This is a genomic window from Nocardia sp. NPDC059236 (genome assembly GCF_042754085.1).
Classification (GTDB): Bacteria; Actinomycetota; Actinomycetes; order Mycobacteriales; family Mycobacteriaceae; genus Nocardia.
The window spans coordinates 131,953-151,096 of the sequence record NZ_JBHZAF010000010.1 but is presented as its reverse complement, the minus strand read 5'-3'; the positions used below and the strand labels follow the sequence as shown (position 1 = coordinate 151,096).

The 19,144-nt window shown below is 68.9% G+C and carries 12 protein-coding genes and 2 pseudogenes; 7 read left to right on the top strand and 7 right to left on the bottom strand.

All coding sequences use genetic code 11. The features are described from left to right. Positions 1–18 precede the first annotated feature (18 nt). Positions 19–441, bottom strand: a complete 423-nt coding sequence (locus tag ACFXIV_RS26250) for a hypothetical protein (protein ID WP_379398517.1) — start codon at positions 439–441, stop codon at positions 19–21. A 141-nt stretch (positions 442–582) separates the two neighbouring features. Here ACFXIV_RS26250 and ACFXIV_RS26245 point away from each other — a divergent pair, with 141 nt between their 5' ends. Both ACFXIV_RS26245 and ACFXIV_RS26240 read left to right on the top strand, forming a co-directional pair. Beyond that, a complete protein-coding gene (locus ACFXIV_RS26245) occupies positions 583–1,380 on the top strand; it encodes an IclR family transcriptional regulator (protein ID WP_364614864.1) in 798 nt (265 codons plus the stop codon). Positions 1,381–1,463: 83 nt separating this feature from the next. Next, positions 1,464–4,808 (top strand): annotated as a pseudogene (locus tag ACFXIV_RS26240) (NAD-glutamate dehydrogenase); the annotation flags it as partial. Between the two features lie 4 nt (positions 4,809–4,812). Here ACFXIV_RS26240 and hutC read toward each other — a convergent pair. After that, on the bottom strand, positions 4,813–5,568 hold the full coding sequence (hutC, locus tag ACFXIV_RS26235) for a histidine utilization repressor (protein ID WP_379398788.1): 756 nt from the start codon (positions 5,566–5,568) through the stop codon (positions 4,813–4,815). 197 nt (positions 5,569–5,765) lie between these two features. Between hutC and hutU the strand changes: the two genes are divergently transcribed. The 5 genes from hutU to hutH all read left to right on the top strand — a co-directional run bounded on the left by hutU (position 5,766) and on the right by hutH (position 12,767). Beyond that, the gene (hutU, locus tag ACFXIV_RS26230; RefSeq protein ID WP_379398515.1) at positions 5,766–7,436 is read left to right on the top strand and encodes a urocanate hydratase; all 1,671 of its coding nucleotides are present in this window, start codon (positions 5,766–5,768) and stop codon (positions 7,434–7,436) included. A gap of 6 nt (positions 7,437–7,442) precedes the next feature. Continuing rightward, the gene (gene hutI, locus ACFXIV_RS26225) at positions 7,443–8,630 is read left to right on the top strand and encodes an imidazolonepropionase (RefSeq protein WP_379398513.1); all 1,188 of its coding nucleotides are present in this window, start codon (positions 7,443–7,445) and stop codon (positions 8,628–8,630) included. Then, positions 8,627–9,586, top strand: a complete 960-nt coding sequence (gene hutG / locus ACFXIV_RS26220; RefSeq protein ID WP_379398511.1) for a formimidoylglutamase — start codon at positions 8,627–8,629, stop codon at positions 9,584–9,586. Before hutI ends, hutG begins: the two co-directional genes overlap by 4 nt. Before the next feature lie 117 nt (positions 9,587–9,703). After that, entirely contained in the window at positions 9,704–11,113 is a 1,410-nt protein-coding gene (locus ACFXIV_RS26215; protein WP_379398509.1) for an amino acid permease, read from the top strand. Positions 11,114–11,177: 64 nt separating this feature from the next. Next, positions 11,178–12,767 (top strand): histidine ammonia-lyase, encoded by a 1,590-nt coding sequence (hutH, locus tag ACFXIV_RS26210; RefSeq protein WP_379398507.1) that lies wholly within the window; start codon positions 11,178–11,180, stop codon positions 12,765–12,767. Positions 12,768–12,775: 8 nt separating this feature from the next. On the opposite strand, the gene ACFXIV_RS26205 is transcribed toward hutH, so the two are convergent. From ACFXIV_RS26205 to ACFXIV_RS26185, 5 genes and pseudogenes are all read right to left on the bottom strand, one after another. Next, the gene (locus tag ACFXIV_RS26205; RefSeq protein ID WP_379398505.1) at positions 12,776–14,005 is read right to left on the bottom strand and encodes an acyl-CoA dehydrogenase family protein; all 1,230 of its coding nucleotides are present in this window, start codon (positions 14,003–14,005) and stop codon (positions 12,776–12,778) included. Positions 14,006–14,081: 76 nt separating this feature from the next. Further along, the gene (locus ACFXIV_RS26200) at positions 14,082–14,444 is read right to left on the bottom strand and encodes an alpha/beta hydrolase (protein ID WP_379398503.1); all 363 of its coding nucleotides are present in this window, start codon (positions 14,442–14,444) and stop codon (positions 14,082–14,084) included. A 196-nt stretch (positions 14,445–14,640) separates the two neighbouring features. Next, a pseudogene (locus ACFXIV_RS26195) lies at positions 14,641–15,156 on the bottom strand (alpha/beta fold hydrolase); the annotation flags it as partial. Between the two features lie 272 nt (positions 15,157–15,428). After that, positions 15,429–16,235: a class I SAM-dependent methyltransferase gene (locus ACFXIV_RS26190; protein WP_379398501.1), complete on the bottom strand. Its 807-nt coding sequence runs from the start codon at positions 16,233–16,235 to the stop codon at positions 15,429–15,431. Between the two features lie 200 nt (positions 16,236–16,435). After that, positions 16,436–19,036, bottom strand: coding sequence for a DNA translocase FtsK (locus tag ACFXIV_RS26185; RefSeq protein WP_379398499.1), 2,601 nt, complete (start codon positions 19,034–19,036; stop codon positions 16,436–16,438). Positions 19,037–19,144: the final 108 nt, after the last annotated feature.

The window sequence follows — 19,144 nt, the reverse complement described above, 5'->3', positions numbered from 1 at the left end:
CTGGCTCGCGCTATCGGCTCAGTGGGCCGAGAGGCTGCTGAGGAGTCCCGAGAGGGGGTTGGACGCGGAGGAGCCGGAGCCGCCACCCGACGGGGTGCAGTCGACGACGTTCACGGTGGTGGTCTTGGTGCTGACCACCTCCTGCGTCGCCTCGAGCGTGTGAGAGCCGGTGGTGGTGGGCGTCCAGCTGAAGGTGGCCTGGCTGTTGGACACCTTGGAGTTGCCGACCTGGGTGTCATTGTCGGTCAGCGACACGTCGAACAGGAACGAGGTCGCGGTGACGGCGACGGTGACGGTGGTGGCCTGGTTGACGCAGACCTGGCTGCCGCCGACCGTGATTCCGGTGACCAGCGCGCTCGCATCGGGGGCGGTCAGGGCGGCGACGGCGGCCGCGGCGCCGAACACCGTCGCGCCGATTCCGGCTCGGCGGGAATTCTTCATGATGGTGCTCCTCACGTATCGCTCACGACAGCGTGAGCAATGAGAAACGATAACGCTTCACTGTTGCGATCGGAGTGGATTGCCCGAGACCCACTTCGCCGTCGCCACTGCCGATTCGGCGTCGCTGGCAGAATCCGGGGCATGGCCCAATCTTCGGTTTCGACCACGTCGCCGGCGGTCGGTCGGGCGCTCGACATCCTCGTCCGATTGGCCCAGGGTCCGGGCCCGGTCCGGGCCGCGGCACTCGCCCGCGATCTGGGACTGCCGCGCTCGTCCGTCTACCACATCCTGTCGGTGCTGGTGGACCGCGGATTCGTGGTGTACGTGCCGGGCGAACAGGCCTACGGGCTGGGCGTGACGTCCTTCGAGATCGGTTCGGCCTACCTGCGCCACGAACCGCTGGAACGGCTGGCTCAGCCGATTCTGCACCAGCTGGCCAGGCAGCTCGGGCAGGCCGTGCATCTGGGCATTCTGCACGGCAACGAGACCGTCTACCTGCTCAAGGAACGCCCCGGCTCCGGTCCGGCCGCGGAGGTCTCGCTGATCACCGATATCGGGGTTCGGCTGCCGTCGCATCTGACCGCGAACGGGCGGGCGATTCTCGCCTCGCTACCCGATGCCCAGGTGAAAGCGTTGTACGCCAAGCGTTCCGACTTCATCACCCGTACCGGGCGCGGACCCCGGACCTTGACCGAGCTGCGCCGGGACCTGGAACAGATCCGCGCCCGCGGCTGGGCCGAGGAGGTGGAACTGGTGACGGCGGGCCTGCGGTCGGTCGGCACGGCGGTGTTCGACCACAACAGCCGTCCGGTCGCGGCCCTCAGCACCACATGGCGCACGCTGTCCTATCCCGAGCCGGAGGTGGTGGGCCAGGCCCTGCGGTGGGGCGCGGAGCGCCTGACCTCGCGAATCGCGGGTCAGGCACCGGTAGCGCGGTGACTCGGCACCCCTGCTTGTGAGACCCCTCACAGCGGTTGTATGTTGTTGTATATACAACCGCCGCAACGGGGAGATTTCCGACAATGACGCAGGACTGGGACGACGACCTCTACGCACGCATGGCAGACCACACCCTGGCGAAGGCGTACTCCCGGTCCCTGCCCGAGTGGTACAAACACGATTTCGACCCCGGCCGGGCCGCCGCCGACATCGCCCGCATCGAAACGCTGCACCCCGACTCGTGCGACGTGGCTCTGCACCCACCCACCGGACGGGCGCGCGGACGGTTGCGGCTCACGCTCTACATCGCCGGTGCGGCCGTCTCGCTCAGCCGCATCCTGCCGGTCATCCAGTCCCTCGGCGTGGAAGTCCTGGACGAACGCACCTACCCGGTCGACGATTCGGCCGGAAACCAATGCTGGATATACGACTTCGGCCTGGCCTTCGACAGCGAACCGGCGCCCGACGACGGCACGCACACCCGCTTCACCGAAGCCTTCGCCGCCGCCTGGCGGGGCGACGCCGAGAGCGACACCTTCAACCGCCTGGTGCTGGGCGCGGGATTGGCCTGGCGTCCGGTGTCGGTACTGCGGGCGTACGCGAAGTACCTGCGACAGAGCGGATTCCCGTACAGCCCGGAACGGATCGCGGAAGTCCTTGCCGCACACCCCGAATCCGCGCGGCTGCTGGCAGACCTGTTCCACGCGCGGTTCGCGCCGGACGGGCACTCCGCATCCGCCGAGGCCGACGTGACCGACCGGCTCAACGACGCCATCGGCCGGGTCGTCGGGCTCGAAGCGGACCGCATTCTGCGCGCCCTCACCACGCTGGTGCGGAACACGCTGCGCACCAACTACTTCGTGCGCGACGGCCATGCGACGGCACTGTCGATCAAGCTGGACCCGCAGCGAATCGACGAACTCCCCCATCCCAGGCCACGATTCGAGATCTTCGTCTACTCGCCCCGGGTCGAGGGCGTGCATCTGCGGTTCGGCGCCGTGGCGCGCGGCGGCCTGCGCTGGTCGGACCGCAAGGAGGACCTGCGCACCGAGGTCCTCGGACTGGTCAAGGCGCAGGCGGTGAAGAACGCCGTCATCGTGCCGGTCGGCGCCAAGGGCGGATTCGTCGTCAAACAACCCCCGCGGGCCACCGGCGACGACGCGGCCGACCGCGCCGCCCACCTGGCCGAGGGCATCGCCTGCTACCGGCAGTTCATCGCCGGCCTGCTCGACGTCACCGACAATATCGACGCGGCCACGGGAGCCGTGCTCCCGGCCCGCGACGTCGTCCGCCACGACGGCGACGACACCTACCTGGTGGTGGCCGCGGACAAGGGCACCGCGACCTTCTCCGATATCGCCAACGATGTCGCGGCGGGCTACGGCTTCTGGCTCGGCGACGCGTTCGCCTCGGGCGGATCGGTCGGCTACGACCACAAGGCGATGGGCATCACCGCCCGCGGCGCGTGGGAGAGCGTCGAACGCCACTTCCACGAAATGGGCCGCGACACCAGCACCGCCGACTTCACGGTGGCCGGGATCGGCGACATGAGCGGCGACGTCTTCGGCAACGGCATGCTGCTCAGCGAGCACATCAGGCTGGTCGCCGCGTTCGACCACCGGCACATCTTCCTCGACCCGCAGCCGCGGGCCGCGATCTCCTACGCCGAACGCCGGCGACTGTTCGAACTGCCCCGCTCGTCCTGGGCGGACTACGATCCCACCCTGATCAGCGCCGGCGGCGGGGTGTGGCCGCGATCGGCGAAATCGGTGCCCCTCAGTCCCGAAGTCCGTGCCGTACTTGGGCTTCCGGAGTCGGTCACGGCGGCGCCACCGAACGAGGTGATCCGCGCGATCCTGCGCGCACCCGTCGACCTGCTGTGGAACGGCGGCGTGGGTACCTACGTCAAGGCCGCCGCCGAATCACACGCCGACGTCGGCGACAAGGCCAATGACGGCGTGCGGGTGAACGCCGCCGACGTGCGGGCCACCGTGGTCGGCGAGGGCGGCAACCTCGGATTCACCGCACGCGGCCGCATCGAATACGCCTGCGGCGGAGGCAGAATCAACACCGACGCCCTGGACAACTCGGCCGGGGTCGACTGCTCCGACCACGAAGTGAACATCAAGATTCTGCTGGACGGCATGATGTCGGCGGGCCGGGTGGACCGGGCCGAACGCGACCGGCTGCTGGCCGACATGACTGGCGAGGTCGGCCGGATCGTCCTGCGGGACAACCGTTCCCAGAACCGGGTCCTGGGCGTGAGCCGGGCCGACGCGGCCGCCCGCATCGGCGTGCACGCCCGCATGATCGCGCAGCTGGAGGACCGGCGCGGACTGGTCCGGGTCCTGGAGGCGCTGCCCGACGAGAACGAGCTCACCCGGCGCGCCGACAGCGGCCGCGGTCTGACCTCCCCGGAACTGGCGACCCTGCTGGCGCACGCCAAACTCGCGATCAAGGACGAACTGCTCGCCGGCGACCTGCCCGACGACCCCGCGATGCACGATCACCTGCTCGCCTACTTCCCCGCCTCACTGCGAGAACGTTTCGGCGACAGCGTGTCCGAGCACCCGCTGCACCGCGAGATCGTGGCGACGCAGCTCGCCAACGATGTGATCGACCACGGCGGAATCAGTGTCGTCTTCCGGCTGGCCGAGGACTCCGCGGCCGGCGGGCCGGACGTGGTGCGCGCCTATCTCGTCGCCACCCGCGTCTTCGGACTGCACCGCCTCTGGCACGACATCGCCGCCAGCGGACTGCCGGCGGCGGTGACCAACGGGCTCGTCCGCACCACGCAGCGGGTGCTCGACCGGGCGGTTCGCTGGCTGCTGGCCAACCGCCCGCAGCCGCTCGACATCGCCACCGAGACAGCAAGATTCGCCCCGCGACTGGCGGCACACGCACACCTGGTCCCGGAATGGCTGCGCGACCGCGAACTGGCGGACCTGCACGGCCGCATCGCGGACTCGATCGACGCCGGGGTGCCGCACGAGCTGGCCGCCCGGGTGCACCTGCTGCTCGACCAGTTCGGGTTGCTCGACATCATCGAGGTCGCCGGCGCGGGCGGTCACGAGGTGGCCGACGTGGCCGGGCTGTACTACTCGCTGAGCCAGCATCTGGGCACAGTGCGCCTGCTGCAATCGGTTTCGCGACTGTCCACCGAGGACCGCTGGGGTTCGATGGCCCGCCTGGCCCTGCGCGACGACCTGTACGGATCCCTGCGCCTGCTGTGCCTGGCGCTCCTGGCGGACCGGCCCGATCCGGCCGAGCCGCCCGCCGACACCATCGCCCGGTGGGCGACCCGCAACGCCACCCGCATCCACCGGACCAGCTCCACCCTCACCGAAATCCTCGAGAGCCCGACCGCCGATGTGGCCGCCATGTCCGTGGCGGTGCGTCAGATCCGTGGCCTGGTCCGCACGGGGTAATCCCTCAGGAAGTCTGCGCGTCGAAGGTTCCCGCGAGCCGGTAGCGGGAACCGGGATGCAGCAGCCGCGCCGAACTGACCAGCCGGTCCTCCGACCAGGTGCGACGGCGGATCAGCAGACACGGCTCCGACTCGGCGAGCCCGAGCAGGGCGCACTCGTCGGGGGTCGGCAGCACCGCCTCCACCACATGCTCGCCGCGACCGAGCGGAGCCACCGACACCAGGTAGGTGTTGGGCGTCGTGGTCGTGAAGTCCTGTTCCAGATAGCGCGGCGCGAACTCGGGGTTCACGAAGCGATCCTCCAGCTGGATCGGCAGTCCATCCTCGAAATGCACCAGCTTCGAATGGAATACGGGACTGCCCTCGGCGACGCCGAGGTCCTGCGCGATCACCGAATCCGCCGGGCGCTGCTCCAGCGACACCACCTCGGCCCGATGCCGGTGGCCCCGGTCCCCGATCTCGTCGGCGATATTGCGCACCTCGACCAGCGCCGAACTGACCTTCCGCTCGGCCACGAACGTGCCGACACCGGTCAGCCGGACCACCAGACCGTCCGCGCTCAGCTCCCGCAGCGCGCGATTGATCGTCATGCGCGACAGTCCCAGCGCACCGACCAGCTGATTCTCCGACGGCAGCAGCTCGCCCTCCCGCCAGCGCCCCGAGATGATCTGCTCGGTGATCAGATCCTTGACGCGCTGATACGCCGGGGCTGCTCCACGGCCGCGAGCCCGATACAGCGACGCGATATCCACCTCGTCCATCGCCACATTCGTCACCTGTTCCACATCCTGCCCATCGGTGGACACCCGCCCGTTCGGGCCCAAGTGTATCGGCGCTCCGGCGACGCCCCACAGCGGTCAGGTGTCTCGGATCCGAGAATCTCTCGCGCCGACGCTGTTCCAGGCGTCGAATCCGGGGTGTTATGGGCGTCACGATCAGCCCATACACAGGAGTCCCGATGACCACCAACCCCACGTCCGGCCCCCGCCCGGTCCGTGCGCCGCGCGGCACCGAACTGAACTGCCTCGGCTGGCAGCAGGAGGGCGCCCTGCGCATGCTGATGAACAACCTCGACCCCGAGGTCGCCGAGCGTCCGGACGATCTGGTCGTCTACGGCGGCACCGGCCGCGCCGCCCGCAGCTGGGATGCCTACGACGCCATCGTGCGCACGCTGACCACCCTGAAAGACGATGAGACGCTGCTGGTTCAGTCCGGCAAGCCGGTCGGCGTGATGCGTACCAGCGAATGGGCGCCGCGCGTCCTGCTGGCCAACTCCAACCTCGTCGGCGACTGGGCCAACTGGGAGCAGTTCCGCAAGCTCGAGGCCGAGGGCCTCATGATGTACGGCCAGATGACCGCGGGCTCGTGGATCTACATCGGCAGCCAGGGCATCCTCCAGGGCACCTACGAGACCTTCGGCGCGGTGGCGCGCAAGCGTTTCGGCGGCACCCTCGCCGGCACCATCACCCTGACCGCCGGCGTCGGCGGCATGGGCGGCGCGCAGCCGCTCGCGGTGACCATGAACGACGGCGTGGCGCTGTGCGTCGACGTCGACGTCACCCGCATCGATCGCCGCATCGCGCACGGCTACCTCGACACCAAGGCCGAAAGCCTCGAAGCCGCACTGGAACTGGCCGTCCAGAAGCGCGACGCGCGGGAACCGCTGTCCATCGGCGTGGTCGGCAATGCCGCGGAGATCTTCCCGCGCCTGCTCGCCATGGGCGCGCCGATCGACATCGTGACCGACCAGACCTCGGCCCACGACCCGCTGTCCTACCTGCCGATCGGCGTCGACGTGGCCGACTGGCACCGCCGCGCCGCCGAGGATCCCGCCTGGTTCACCACCGAGGCCCGCAAGTCCATGGCCGCTCACGTCGAGGCCATGGTCGGCTTCCAGGACGCCGGCGCCGAGGTGTTCGACTACGGCAACTCCATCCGCGACGAGGCCCGCAAGGGCGGCTACGAGCGCGCCTTCGAATTCCCGGGATTCGTGCCCGCGTACATCCGGCCGCTGTTCGAAGAGGGCCTGGGCCCGTTCCGCTGGGCCGCCCTGTCCGGCGACCCGAAGGACATCGCCGCCACCGACCAGGCCATTCTCGAGCTGTTCCCGGAGAACGAGCACCTCGAGCGCTGGATCACCATGGCCGGGGAGAAGGTCCACTTCGAGGGCCTGCCCGCCCGCATCTGCTGGCTCGGCTACGGCGAACGCCACCGGGCGGGACTCAAGTTCAACGAGATGGTCGCCTCCGGAGAACTGTCCGCGCCGGTCGCCATCGGCCGTGACCACCTGGACTCCGGTTCCGTCGCCTCCCCCTATCGCGAGACCGAGGCCATGGCCGACGGCTCCGACGCCATCGCCGACTGGCCGCTGCTCAATGCCCTGGTCAACACCGCGTCCGGGGCATCATGGGTGTCGATCCACCACGGCGGCGGAGTGGGCATGGGCCGTTCCATCCACGCCGGGCAGGTGTGCATCGCCGACGGCACCGAACTGGCCGCCCGCAAGCTCGAGCGGGTGCTGTCCAACGATCCCGCCATGGGCGTGATCCGCCACGTCGATGCCGGTTACCAGCACGCGGCAGATGTCGCCGCCACGCGCGGCGTCCGAATCCCGATGCAGGAGAACTGAACTCACATGCACAACGAATCCGGGCAGTGGACGGTCATCGACAATATCGGCACCCTGGTGACCAATGATCCCGAGATCGGCGCGGGCCCGCTCGGCGTGATCCGGGATGCGGCGGTGGTGCTCGGCGACGGCCTGATCCAGTGGGTCGGCCCGCGGACGCACCTGCCCGAGGGCAGCGCCGGCACCCGGGTGGACCTGGAAGGCCGTGCCGCCCTGCCCGGATTCGTCGACAGCCACGCGCATCTGGTGTTCGGCGGTGAGCGGTCGGAGGAATTCGCGGCCCGCATGACGGGCGCGCCCTACAGCGCGGGCGGCATCCGGACGACCATTGCCGCGACCCGGGCGGCCACCGACTCGACGCTGAGCGCCAATGTCGCCCGGCTGGTCGCCGAGGCCCTCCGGACCGGAACCACCACGATCGAAACGAAGTCGGGCTACGGGCAGACCGTTGCCGATGAGTTGCGGAGCCTCGAGATCGCGGCCCGGCACACGTCGGAGACGACCCTGCTGGCGGCGCATGTCACGCCGCTGGAATTCGCCGGGCGCACCGACGATTACGTGCGGCTGGTCATCGACGAGATGATTCCGGCGTGCGCCTCGCACGCCGGCTGGATCGACGTCTTCTGCGAGGAGGGCGCCTTCGACGCCGACCAGTCGCGTGCAGTGCTCGAGGCCGGTATCGCGGCCGGGCTCACGCCGCGGGTGCACGGCAACCAGCTCAGCTACGGCGCCGGCGTCCAGCTGGCGGCCGAGCTGGGCGCGGCCTCGGTCGATCACGTCACCTACACCACCGGCGAGGACATCGAGGCGCTGGCGGCGAGCAGCACGGTCGCCACCCTGCTGCCGGGGGCCGACTTCTCCACGCGCAATAAATATCCCGACGCGCGGGCCCTGCTCGACGCGGGCGTGACCGTCGCACTGGCCGCCGACTGCAATCCGGGCACCTGCTACACCACGAGCATTCCGTTCTGCATCGCACTGGCCGTGCGCGAAATGCACATGAGCCCGGACGAAGCCGTGTGGGCGGCGACCGCGGGCGGCGCGGCGGCCTTGCGGCGCAACGACATCGGCCACATCCGGGTCGGCGCGCGCGCCGATCTGATCGCACTGGACGCGCCCTCGCACCTGTACCTGGCATACCGGCCGGGAGTGGCGCTGGTGCGCGAGATCTGGAAGGACGGACACCGGCTGTGACCGCTGTCGATCATCCGCCCGCCCCCTGGTCCGGTCGCGACGACGGCCCGGGCCCGGCACATCTGCGCTGGCACAGCGCGATATCCCCGTTCACCCCCGAAACCCCGCCCGGGGCAAGCGTTCTGGTCGGATTCCGCAGCGATGAGGGGGTCCGCCGCAACAAGGGGCGGACCGGAGCTGCCTCCGGCCCGGCCGCCCTGCGGCAGGCACTGTCGTCCATGGCGCTACCCCGCCCGGCACGCGTCATGGACGCCGGTGACGTGGCGGTCGAGGACGGGGATCTCGAATCCGGTCAGCGGCGACTGGGCGCGGTGGTGACCGCATTGCTCGACGGCGGGCATTTCGTGACGGTGCTCGGCGGTGGCCACGAGGTGGCCTACGCCAGCTATCTCGGCATCGCCGCCGGGGCCGCGGTCGCGGCCGGGGCACGGCTGGGGGTGCTCAACCTCGATGCCCATTTCGATCTGCGCGCCGACCCGACGCCCAGTTCCGGGACACCCTTCCGGCAGATGGCCGAGGATGAGGCGGCAGCGGGGCGGGCGCTCGACTATGCGGTGCTCGGCATCTCGCAGCCGAGCAACACCGTGGCACTGTTCGACACGGCCGCGGCGCTGGGAGTGCGCTATCGGCTCGACGAGGACTGCACCGTCGCGGATCTGCCCGGGGTGCAGGGTTTCGTCGAGGAGTTCCTGGCCACCGTCGATGTCGTGTATCTGACCATTGACCTGGATGTGCTCCCCGCACCGGTCGCGCCCGGCGTCAGCGCTCCGGCCGCGTACGGCGTGCCGCTCGAGGTGATCGAGCGGGTGTGTGACCTGGTCGCGGGCAGCGGCAAGCTGGCGCTGCTGGATGTGGCGGAGCTGAATCCGGAGCTCGATATCGACCACCGGACCGCGCGCACGGCCGCTCGGCTGATCCACCGGATCGCGACTCGGCGCGACGGCCAACTAAATTAGTTGCCGTTGTGTAACTACCCGCTCTTGACACAGTTGTATAGACAGCCCTATACATATGTGAACGCACTCACAATCCCTGTCGGGCTGCGTTATGAACAACACCAGGGAGTCCGATCCGTGAAAGACATCTCCTCGACCCTGACCCGGGGTCTGACCGCCCGCCACATCCGATTCATCGCACTCGGTTCGGCCATCGGCACCGGCCTCTTCTACGGATCGGCCGAGGCGATCAAACAGGCCGGCCCTTCGGTGCTGCTGGCCTACCTGATCGGCGGCGCCGTGATCTTCATCGTGCTGCGGGCGCTGGGCGAAATGGCGGTCCGCAATCCGGTGTCCGGGTCGTTCGGTGAGTACGCCAGCCAGCACATCGGCCCGCTGGCCGGGTTCATGACCGGCTGGACCTACATCTTCGAGATGGTCATCGTGCTGCTGGCCGACACCACCGCCTTCGGTGTCTACATGGGGTTCTGGTTCCCGGATGTCCCCCGGTGGATCTGGGTGCTGGCGATCGTCTTCTTCATCGGCGCGATCAACCTGCTCAACGTCAAGGTGTTCGGCGAGCTCGAGTTCTGGTTCAGCCTGATCAAGGTGGTCGCGATCATCGCCATGATCGCGGGCGGAACCGCCGTACTGATCTGGGGATTCGGCATCCATGACACCAGCACGGGCCTGTCCAACCTGCACGCCGGAGGCGGATTCTTCGCCAACGGCGTGGGCGGCTTCCTCGGGTGCTTCGCGATCGTCATGTTCGCGTTCGGCGGTTCGGAGATCATCGGCGTCACCGCGGGCGAGGCGGAGAATCCCGAGCAGACGATTCCGCGGGCGATCAATACCGTCCCCGCCCGCATCATGCTGTTCTACGTCCTGACCCTGACCGTGATCATGGCCGTCACGCCGTGGAACCAGATCGGCGACGAGGGCAGTCCGTTCGTGCAGATCTTCAAGAGCCTGGGCCTGGGGTCCGCGGCGACCGTGCTGAACGTCGTGGTGATCACGGCCGCGCTGTCGGCCATCAACAGCAATATCTTCGGCGCGGGCCGGATGATGTACGGCATGGCCCTGCGCGGGCAGGCTCCGGCCGTGATGCGGCGGGTCTCCCGCAACGGTGTGCCGTGGATGACGGTCGTGATCATGGTGTCGGCCCTACTGGTCGGCGTGATGCTCAACTACCTGATCCCGGACCGGGTCTTCGTGGTCATCGCCTCCATCGCCACCTTCGCCACGGTCTTCGTCTGGCTGATGATCCTGGTGTCCCACTTCCGCTCGCGGCAGCAGATGAGCGCGGAAGAGGCTGCCGCGCTGAAGTTCCCGGTGCCGCTGTGGCCCTACCTGCCGATCTTCGCCATCGCGGGCCTGGCCTTCGTGATCGTCCTGCTCGCCTTCGACGCCGACACCCGGGTGGCGCTCGTCGTCGGAGCCGTCTGGCTGGTCCTGCTCACCGCCGCCTATCGGCTGTGGGTCCGGCCCGCAACGCAACCCGCACCGGTGGCCCTCACGGACCCGGCGCCCGAAATCGCTCTTCCCTGACCGCACAGCTCTTCCTGAGCGCAGAGCTCTTCCCTGACCGCAGATTGGATTGGACAACAACACGATGAACGCGAACACCCTCCGACTTTCCGAGCAGCACGCCGCGGCGGCATCCGACACCGAAGTTGTCGTCGGCGTCGGCGCCCTCACCCCCGAGGACGTGGTCCGGGTCGCCCGTGGCAATGCCACCGTGCGGCTGTCGGAGGACGCGCTCACCGTGATCGGGGCGAGCCGCACCCGGATCGAGGCGCTGGCGGCCGACCCGAAGCCGGTCTATGGCGTATCGACCGGTTTCGGCGCCCTGGCCACCCGGCACATTCCGCTGGAACTGCGAACTCAGTTGCAGCGCAGCCTGGTTCGCTCGCACGCGGCCGGTTCGGGGCCCGAGGTCGAGCGTGAGGTGATCCGTGCCCTGATGCTGCTGCGGCTGTCCACGCTGGCAACCGGCCGGACCGGCGTGCGCGTGGAGGTCGCCCAGGCGTACGCGGCGCTGCTGTCGGCGGGGATCACGCCGGTCGTGCACGAGTACGGCAGCCTCGGCTGTTCCGGCGACCTGGCTCCCCTGTCGCATGTCGCCCTCGCGGTGATGGGCGAGGGCATGGTCCGCGATGCGGACGGCACGCTCATGCCCGCCGCGCAGGCGCTGGCCGCGGCCGGTCTCGAGCCGATGGTGTTCGCGGAGAAGGAGGGCCTGGCGCTGATCAACGGCACCGACGGCATGCTCGGCATGCTCGTACTGGCCTGCCACGACCTGCACCGGCTTTTCCGCCTGGCCGACGTGACCGCGTCGATGAGCGTCGAGGGCCTGCTCGGCACCGACAAGGTGTTCGCCGCCGACCTGCAGGCCCTGCGCCCGCAGCCGGGTCAGGCGCTCGCCGCCTCGAATATGGTTCGGCTGCTGCAGGGTTCGGGCATCGTGGCCAGCCACGCCACCCCCGACTGCACGGTGGTGCAGGACGCCTACTCGCTGCGCTGTGCCCCGCAGGTCGCGGGCGGCGCGCGCGACACCCTCGCGCACGCCGAACGGATCGCGTCCTACGAACTGTCCAGCGCCGTGGACAATCCGGTGGTCACCCTCGACGGCCGGGTGGAGTCCAACGGCAATTTCCACGGTGCGCCGGTGGCCTACGTGCTGGACTTCCTGGCCATCGTGGTCGCCGATGTGGCCAGCATCAGCGAGCGCCGCACCGACCGCTTCCTGGACCGGGCCCGCAACCACGGCCTGCCGCCGTTCCTGGCCGACGATCCCGGCGTCGACAGCGGCCACATGATCGCCCAGTACACGCAGGCCGCGATCGTCTCCGAGCTCAAGCGCCTGGCCGCGCCCGCGAGCGTGGACTCGATCCCCTCCTCGGCGATGCAGGAGGACCACGTGTCGATGGGCTGGTCCGCGGCTCGCAAGCTGCGCCGCGCCATCGACGGCCTGACCCGGGTGCTGGCCATCGAGGCCCTCACCGCGGCCCGCGCCCTGGATCTGCGGGCTCCGCTGGAACCGTCCCCCGCGACCGCCGCGGTCCGCGACCGGATTCGTGAGGTGGTCGAGGGACCGGGCGCCGACCGCTACCTGGCACCGGAGATCGAAGCGGTCGTGCAGCTGGCGGCCTCGGGCGAGTTGCTGGCCGGCGCCGAATCCGTGGTGGGCCCGCTGTCCTGAGTGCGGGGTTACCCGCCGAGCAGGCCCTTGGCGATGTGGGTGACCTGAATTTCGTTGCTGCCCGCGTAGATCATGAGCGACTTGGCGTCGCGGGCGAGCTGCTCCACCTTGTACTCGGCCATGTAGCCGTTGCCGCCGAAGAGCTGCACGGCCTCCATGGCGACCTCGGTGGCCGCGCGCGAGGAGTACAGCTTCATGGCCGAGGCCTCGGCGAGGGAGACCTTCTCGCCCGCGGCGGTGCGCTCGATGGCGTTGAACACCATGTTCTGCACATTGATTCGCGCGATCTCCATCTCGGCCAGCTTGAGCTGGATGAGCTGGAACTGGGCGATCTCCTTGCCCCAGAGCTTGCGTGACTTGGCGTAATCGACGCTGAGCCGGTGGCATTCGTTGATGATGCCCAACGCCAGCGAGGCGATGCCGATGCGCTCGGCGGCGAAAGACTCCTTGGCACTGTCCTTTCCGTCGCCCTTGGCCGGATTCTCGGTTTCGCCGAGCAGCCGGTCGGGGGTGATACGGACATTGTCGAAGAACAGTTCTCCGGTGGGCGAGGAGTTCATGCCCATCTTCTTGAAGGCGGCGCTCTGGGTGAAGCCGGGCATGCCCTTGTCGAGCACGAAGGTGAGGACCTTGCGGTCGCGGCGGTCGGTGCCGTCCTCCTCGTCGAGCTTGGCGTAGACGACGGTGACGTCCGCGTACGGGCCGTTGGTGATGAAGGTCTTCCGGCCGTTGAGGATGTAGTCCTCGCCGTCGCGGCGGACGTAGGACTTCATGCCGCCGAAAGCGTCCGAGCCCGAATCGGGTTCGGTGATGGCCCAGGCGCCGACCTTCTCGAAGGTGACCAGCTCGGGCAGCCAGCGCTTCTTCTGCGCCAGGGTGCCGCGGCTGCGAATGGTGCCGACGGTGAGGCCGAGGCTCACGCCCATCGAGGCCACCAGGCCCAGGCTGATGCCGGCGAGTTCACTGTTGAGGATCACGCCCATGCTGCCCGATCCGCTGAACCCGCCGCCGGGCTTGCCCGGCTTGTTCTCGGCGCCACCCTCTTCCCGCGCAAAGGCCTTCTCCAGCCCTTCCCGGGCGAGCTCGTCCAGGCCGAAGGTCGCGTACAGCTTGCGGATGGTGTCGAAGGGCTGCAGCGCACCACTTTCCAGCTGCTCGACGTTCGGTTTGATCTCCTTGTCGATGAATCCGCGCAGGGCGTCGCGGAACATCAGGTCTTCGTCGGACCACTGGTACATGTAGTGAACTCCCGAGGGCTCGCCGGAACGGTTACCCCCGAATATAGAACACGTTCTACTTCAGGGGTGGCGGAGCTCAGCCCGGGACTTCCGTGGGCGGGTTGGGGGTGGTGATGGCGGCGGCCGGAGCCGATGTGACGGCCACGTCGCCGGATTCGAGATAGCGGACAACCGCATCGTCGACGGGCGCGTTGCCGCGGCCGAACGAACCGTGGTCGGTACCGTCCACCCAGACCAGGGTGCCGTTCAGGGCGGCGGCCATGACGGGACCGCCCGCGGCGGGGGTGGCGGTGTCGCGGGTGCTCTGCAGGATCAGTGGGCGGGTCGCCAGGCCGGTGCCGTCGACACGGATGCGGTCGGACGAGGCGGGCCAGGCTCCGCAGAACGCGCCGGAAGCCTGCAGGCGGGAGAAGAATGCGAAAATGCCTGGTCGTGCCACTCGGATGCCGCACGGTCTGTACCAGATTCGCGATCCGCCCCGACACCTCGTCCGCACTGGGCGTCTGCCCCGGCGCAGTGAGCGCACCGCCGGCACCGCCGAGCGCCGGATCGAGCCGGGCCAGCCAACCGCCGCCCTGCGCATCAACCTGCCGAACCCATTCGGCGGCAACAGCATTGCGCGTATCACCCAACCCGTAGACGGCGTCATTGGCGGCGATCCAATCGAACAGTTCGGTGAACCCCGCCTCCCGCGCCTGCCATCCCTGCGCGAACTGCTCCCGCCAATCCCACTGCGGATTCACATTCCCGTCCAGCACCATGTGATCGACATGCGGACCGAACAGAGTCGCGTACGCGGCCCCCAGGAACGTGCCGTACGAACCGCCGTAGAAATCGATCCGATCGACACCGAGCGCCTGCCGCGCCTGGTCCAGGTCCCCCGCCAGGGTCTCGGTAGTGATAGTGCGCGGATAACCGGGATCAGCACTCTCACATGCAGATCGATCGGTCACCGGGATGATCACCGCCGTGGTCGTCCTACACTGCAGCGGCGTCGCCCACCGCAACCCACGCGGCTGCACCGCAATCTCATCGAACTCCCGATGCAACTCAGGCGCCGTCACATTTCGTGGCCTCCAAAACCCGAGAGCATCCGCCCCCGGCCCACATTCCGGATGGGGGCAGGCCGCACACGGATTCGGCTTCGGCACCGTTCATCAGCCCAATCCAGACGACCTGCCGGACCAGACCAGAAGCCGAAGGTTCGGGCGGGTCGAATTCGGCGGTAGCGAGCGGCGACGTCGTTCAGGGCTGCCGGTGGTGAATCGCCCGCACGACAGGGGTTTCGTGGCACCCCCGAACAAGACGCCGCTGCTGCTCGCCAATGGTTTCCTGGCCCGCCGCGGGCTGAAGAAAGCGCGACGGGAGGGGCTGCTGGAATCGCTGTGACCGAGGGCCTCCCCGCGTCTTCCGGCGAGATGGCTCACTCCGAGAATCGGAGCAGGGTGAGTGAGGGCCGCAGCGCGCGCACGACCGGGGCACTCGCGACCCGGCGCAGCAGCGGGGAAGCCCATCGGCCCCGCCCGGGCGGCGGGATGAGGTCCTCGGACGCAACGACTCCCGGAATTCGGGTGGGCAGCCGGCGCGCCTGACGGAGGGACTGGCTGGACGGCATCGGTGGGGCGATATAGCGGTCGCTGAGGCGCACCCTGCCCTTCATCGTCAGCGCGCTGAATACGCGCGGGATGGAGTCGTAGAGGAGGATGCCGCCGGGAAAATGTCCGGCCAGGTCCTCGATCAGCAGGTGGACCTCGGCGGGCGGGAGGTACATGAACAGGCCTTCGGCGGTGACCACCGCGGGGCCGGAGGGCACTTCGTCGAGCCAGGACCGGTCGAGCACCGAGCGGGCCAGGCGGGTGATCGCGGGGGCCGGAGGTAGCAGTCGCTGCTGGGCGGCAACCATTTCCGGCAGGTCGAGGGAGAACCAGGCGGCCGCGGGTTCACCCAGACGCCAGTACGTTGTTTGCAGGCCCTCACCGAGTGCGACCACCGGCCCAGCGGGGTGGGTGGCGAGGAAGCCGGCGATGATCTCGTCGATCACCATCGCGCGCAACGGGTGGACCTGGCTGGGTGGCCCGAATCGCTCGAAGTCCTCCCCGGCCAGCGCACGGTAGAGCCGGACCGCCTCGTCGTCGGCGTAGCCGGAATCCGAGCGCAGCGCCTCCTCGGCCCGGTTGCGCAGCGTCCACAACGCTGTCTCGGGCACGCCAGTCAGTTCGGCTTGGGTCATCTGCCTTTCCTTCCCACCGTGCGTGTTTCGCAATGAAGGCCGAGAGGGGGTGCAGTGATGAGCGGCAGTGGCCGAATCAGCACCGCGGCGGCGCGTAAGTTGTTGCCGGAAACAGTCATACGTGCACTATCCCGGCCGAGGTGTGTCGGTGGATTGGACAAATGTTCCCGGAGGGCCGGCGATCATGGCCTGCGCCGCGGCTAAAGGCCCTCGGGCTCAGCGTCATCCGAGGCGGGCGGCGCGCCGTCGCCGCCTCGGATGGTCCAGAGGAGGCCGTCGAGTTCGTCGGGTTTGATGAGGACGTCTCGGGCCTTGGAGCCTTCCGACGGGCCTACGACGCCACGGGTTTCCATCAGGTCCATGAGGCGGCCGGCCTTGGCGAAGCCGACGCGGAGTTTGCGTTGCAGCATGGAGGTGGAACCGAATTGGGAGGTGACGACCAGTTCGATGGCCTGCAGGAGGAGGTCGAGGTCGTCGCCGATGTCGGGGTCGACGTCCTTCTTCTCGCCGGCCTTGGCGGCGGTGACGCCCTCCTGGTAGTCGGGTTCGGCCTGGGTTTTGGCGAAGTCGACGACGGCCGCGATCTCCTCGTCGGAGATGAAGGCGCCCTGCAGACGGGTCGGTTTGCTTGCGCCCATGGGCAGGAACAGGCCGTCACCCATGCCGATGAGTTTCTCCGCGCCCGGCTGGTCCAGGATGACGCGCGAGTCGGTCAGCGACGAGGTCGCGAAGGCCAGGCGGGACGGGACATTCGTCTTGATCAGACCGGTGACCACGTCGACCGAGGGCCGCTGGGTGGCCAGCACCAGGTGAATGCCTGCGGCACGGGCCTTCTGGGTGATGCGGACGATGGCGTCCTCGACATCACGCGGCGCGGTCATCATGAGGTCGGCGAGCTCGTCCACGATGGCCAGGATGTACGGGTAAGGGCGGTAGACCCTTTCGCTGCCCAGCGGCGCGGTGATCTGGCCGGACTTCACCTTCCGGTTGAAGTCGTCGATATGGCGGACCTTGTTGGCCTGCATGTCCTGATACCGCTGCTCCATCTCCTCCACCAGCCAGGCCAGCGCCGCCGCGGCCTTCTTGGGCTGGGTGATGATGGGGGTGATCAGGTGCGGAATGCCCTCGTAGGGCGTCAGTTCCACCATCTTGGGGTCGATGAGGATCATGCGGACCTCATCGGGGGTGGCCCGGCACAGCAGTGAGACCAGCATAGAGTTGACGAAGCTGGACTTACCCGAACCGGTCGAACCGGCCACCAGCAGGTGCGGCATCTTGGCCAGGTTGGCCGCCACGAACTCGCCCTCGATGTTCTTGCCCAGACCGATCACCAGCGGATGATGGTCGTTGCGGGTGCTCGAGGCCTTCAGCACGTCGGCCAGGCGCACCAGTTCGCGGTCCGCGTTCGGCACCTCGATGCCGACGGCCGACTTGCCCGGAATCGGCGCCAGCAGACGGACATTCTCGGTCGCCACCGCGTAGGCGATATTGCGGGCCAGGGCGGTGATCTTCTCGACCTTCACGCCGGGACCCAGCTCCACCTCGTAGCGGGTGACCGTCGGGCCGCGCACGAAACCGGTGACCGCGGCATCGATCTTGAACTGCACCAGCACCTCGGTGATGGCCTCGATCATGGATTCGTTTGCCGCACTGCGCTTCTTCGGCGGATCGCCGTCGGTGAGCAGCGACAGCGACGGCAGCGTGTAATCGCCGTCCACCTCGCGGTCGGTGACGAACTCCAGCTGCTGCGGCTCCGGCGGCGGCGGAGTCTGATCGACGACCTTCGCGACGGCCTTGCGCGGCTTGGGCTTCGGCTTCTCCTCCGGCGCGGCGATGTCCTTGGCGTCCTGCAGCGGCGGCTCGCCGATGATCTCGGTGACCGCGTCGGAACCCGAGAACTCGTCGGTCGGATAGTTCTCCGAGGGGGTTCGGCCGCGGCGCTTGCGCACCTCGGGACGGTGCATCGGGAAGCCGTCGGCGTCATAGCTGTCGGCGTCGTAGAGGCCGTGTTCCTCGGAGTAGCTCTCGTATTCGTCGCCGCCCGCGCCGGTGCCGAAGATCTCCCGCAGCCGGGCGGGCACATCCCGCACCTGGGTGCCGGTGATCAACAGCAGCCCGAAACCGATGGCCAGCATGAGCAATGGCACCGCCAGGAAGGCGCTCAGCCCCTCACCCAGCGGACCACCCACCACATAGCCGACGAATCCGGCGGCATGCGCGCGACCGTGCGCGTCGGACGGCGAACCCGCCGCCAGATGCCACAGACCCAGCACCGGCAGCCCGGCCAGCAGACCGCCCAGCACCAGCCGGGGCCGGATCTCCGGCTGCGGCTCGGTCCGCATCAGAATCACCGCGATGGCCACCGCCACGAACGGCAGTGCCGCCGAGGCGGATCCGGCCACCGCGCGCACCACGGCATCCACCCAGTGCCCGACCGGACCGCCCGCCGACATCCACACGGCCGCCGCGATCACGAAGGCGAAAGCCACCAGCCCCAGCGCGATCCCGTCGCGCCGATGCCCGTGCTCGATCTCCCCGGCCCGGCTGACCGCCCGCGTCGTCGCGCCCAGCCCTCGCGCCATCACGGTCCAGCCGCTGGTGACGCCCCGCCGAACCACCGCGAGCGGTGCGGTATTCGACCCGCGCCGCGGAGCGGGCCGCCGTGCCGGCGCCTTCCGTCCCGCTCCCCCGCGCCCCTTCGCGGGGGTGCGTGGGCTGCGAGCGCGGGCCTGTGCAGGAGCCTGCCCCCGCGTAGCCGCCGCTCGCGAACGTGACGTTCCGGTGCGGGCCTTACCTGCCATGCGTCCCAGGCTAGCCGCAACAGCACCACCCGGACCATCCGCAACACCCGGCCCACCCGAATCAGAAACTGTGGCGCTCACAACCAAAAACCCGCGCCGACGGCGCGA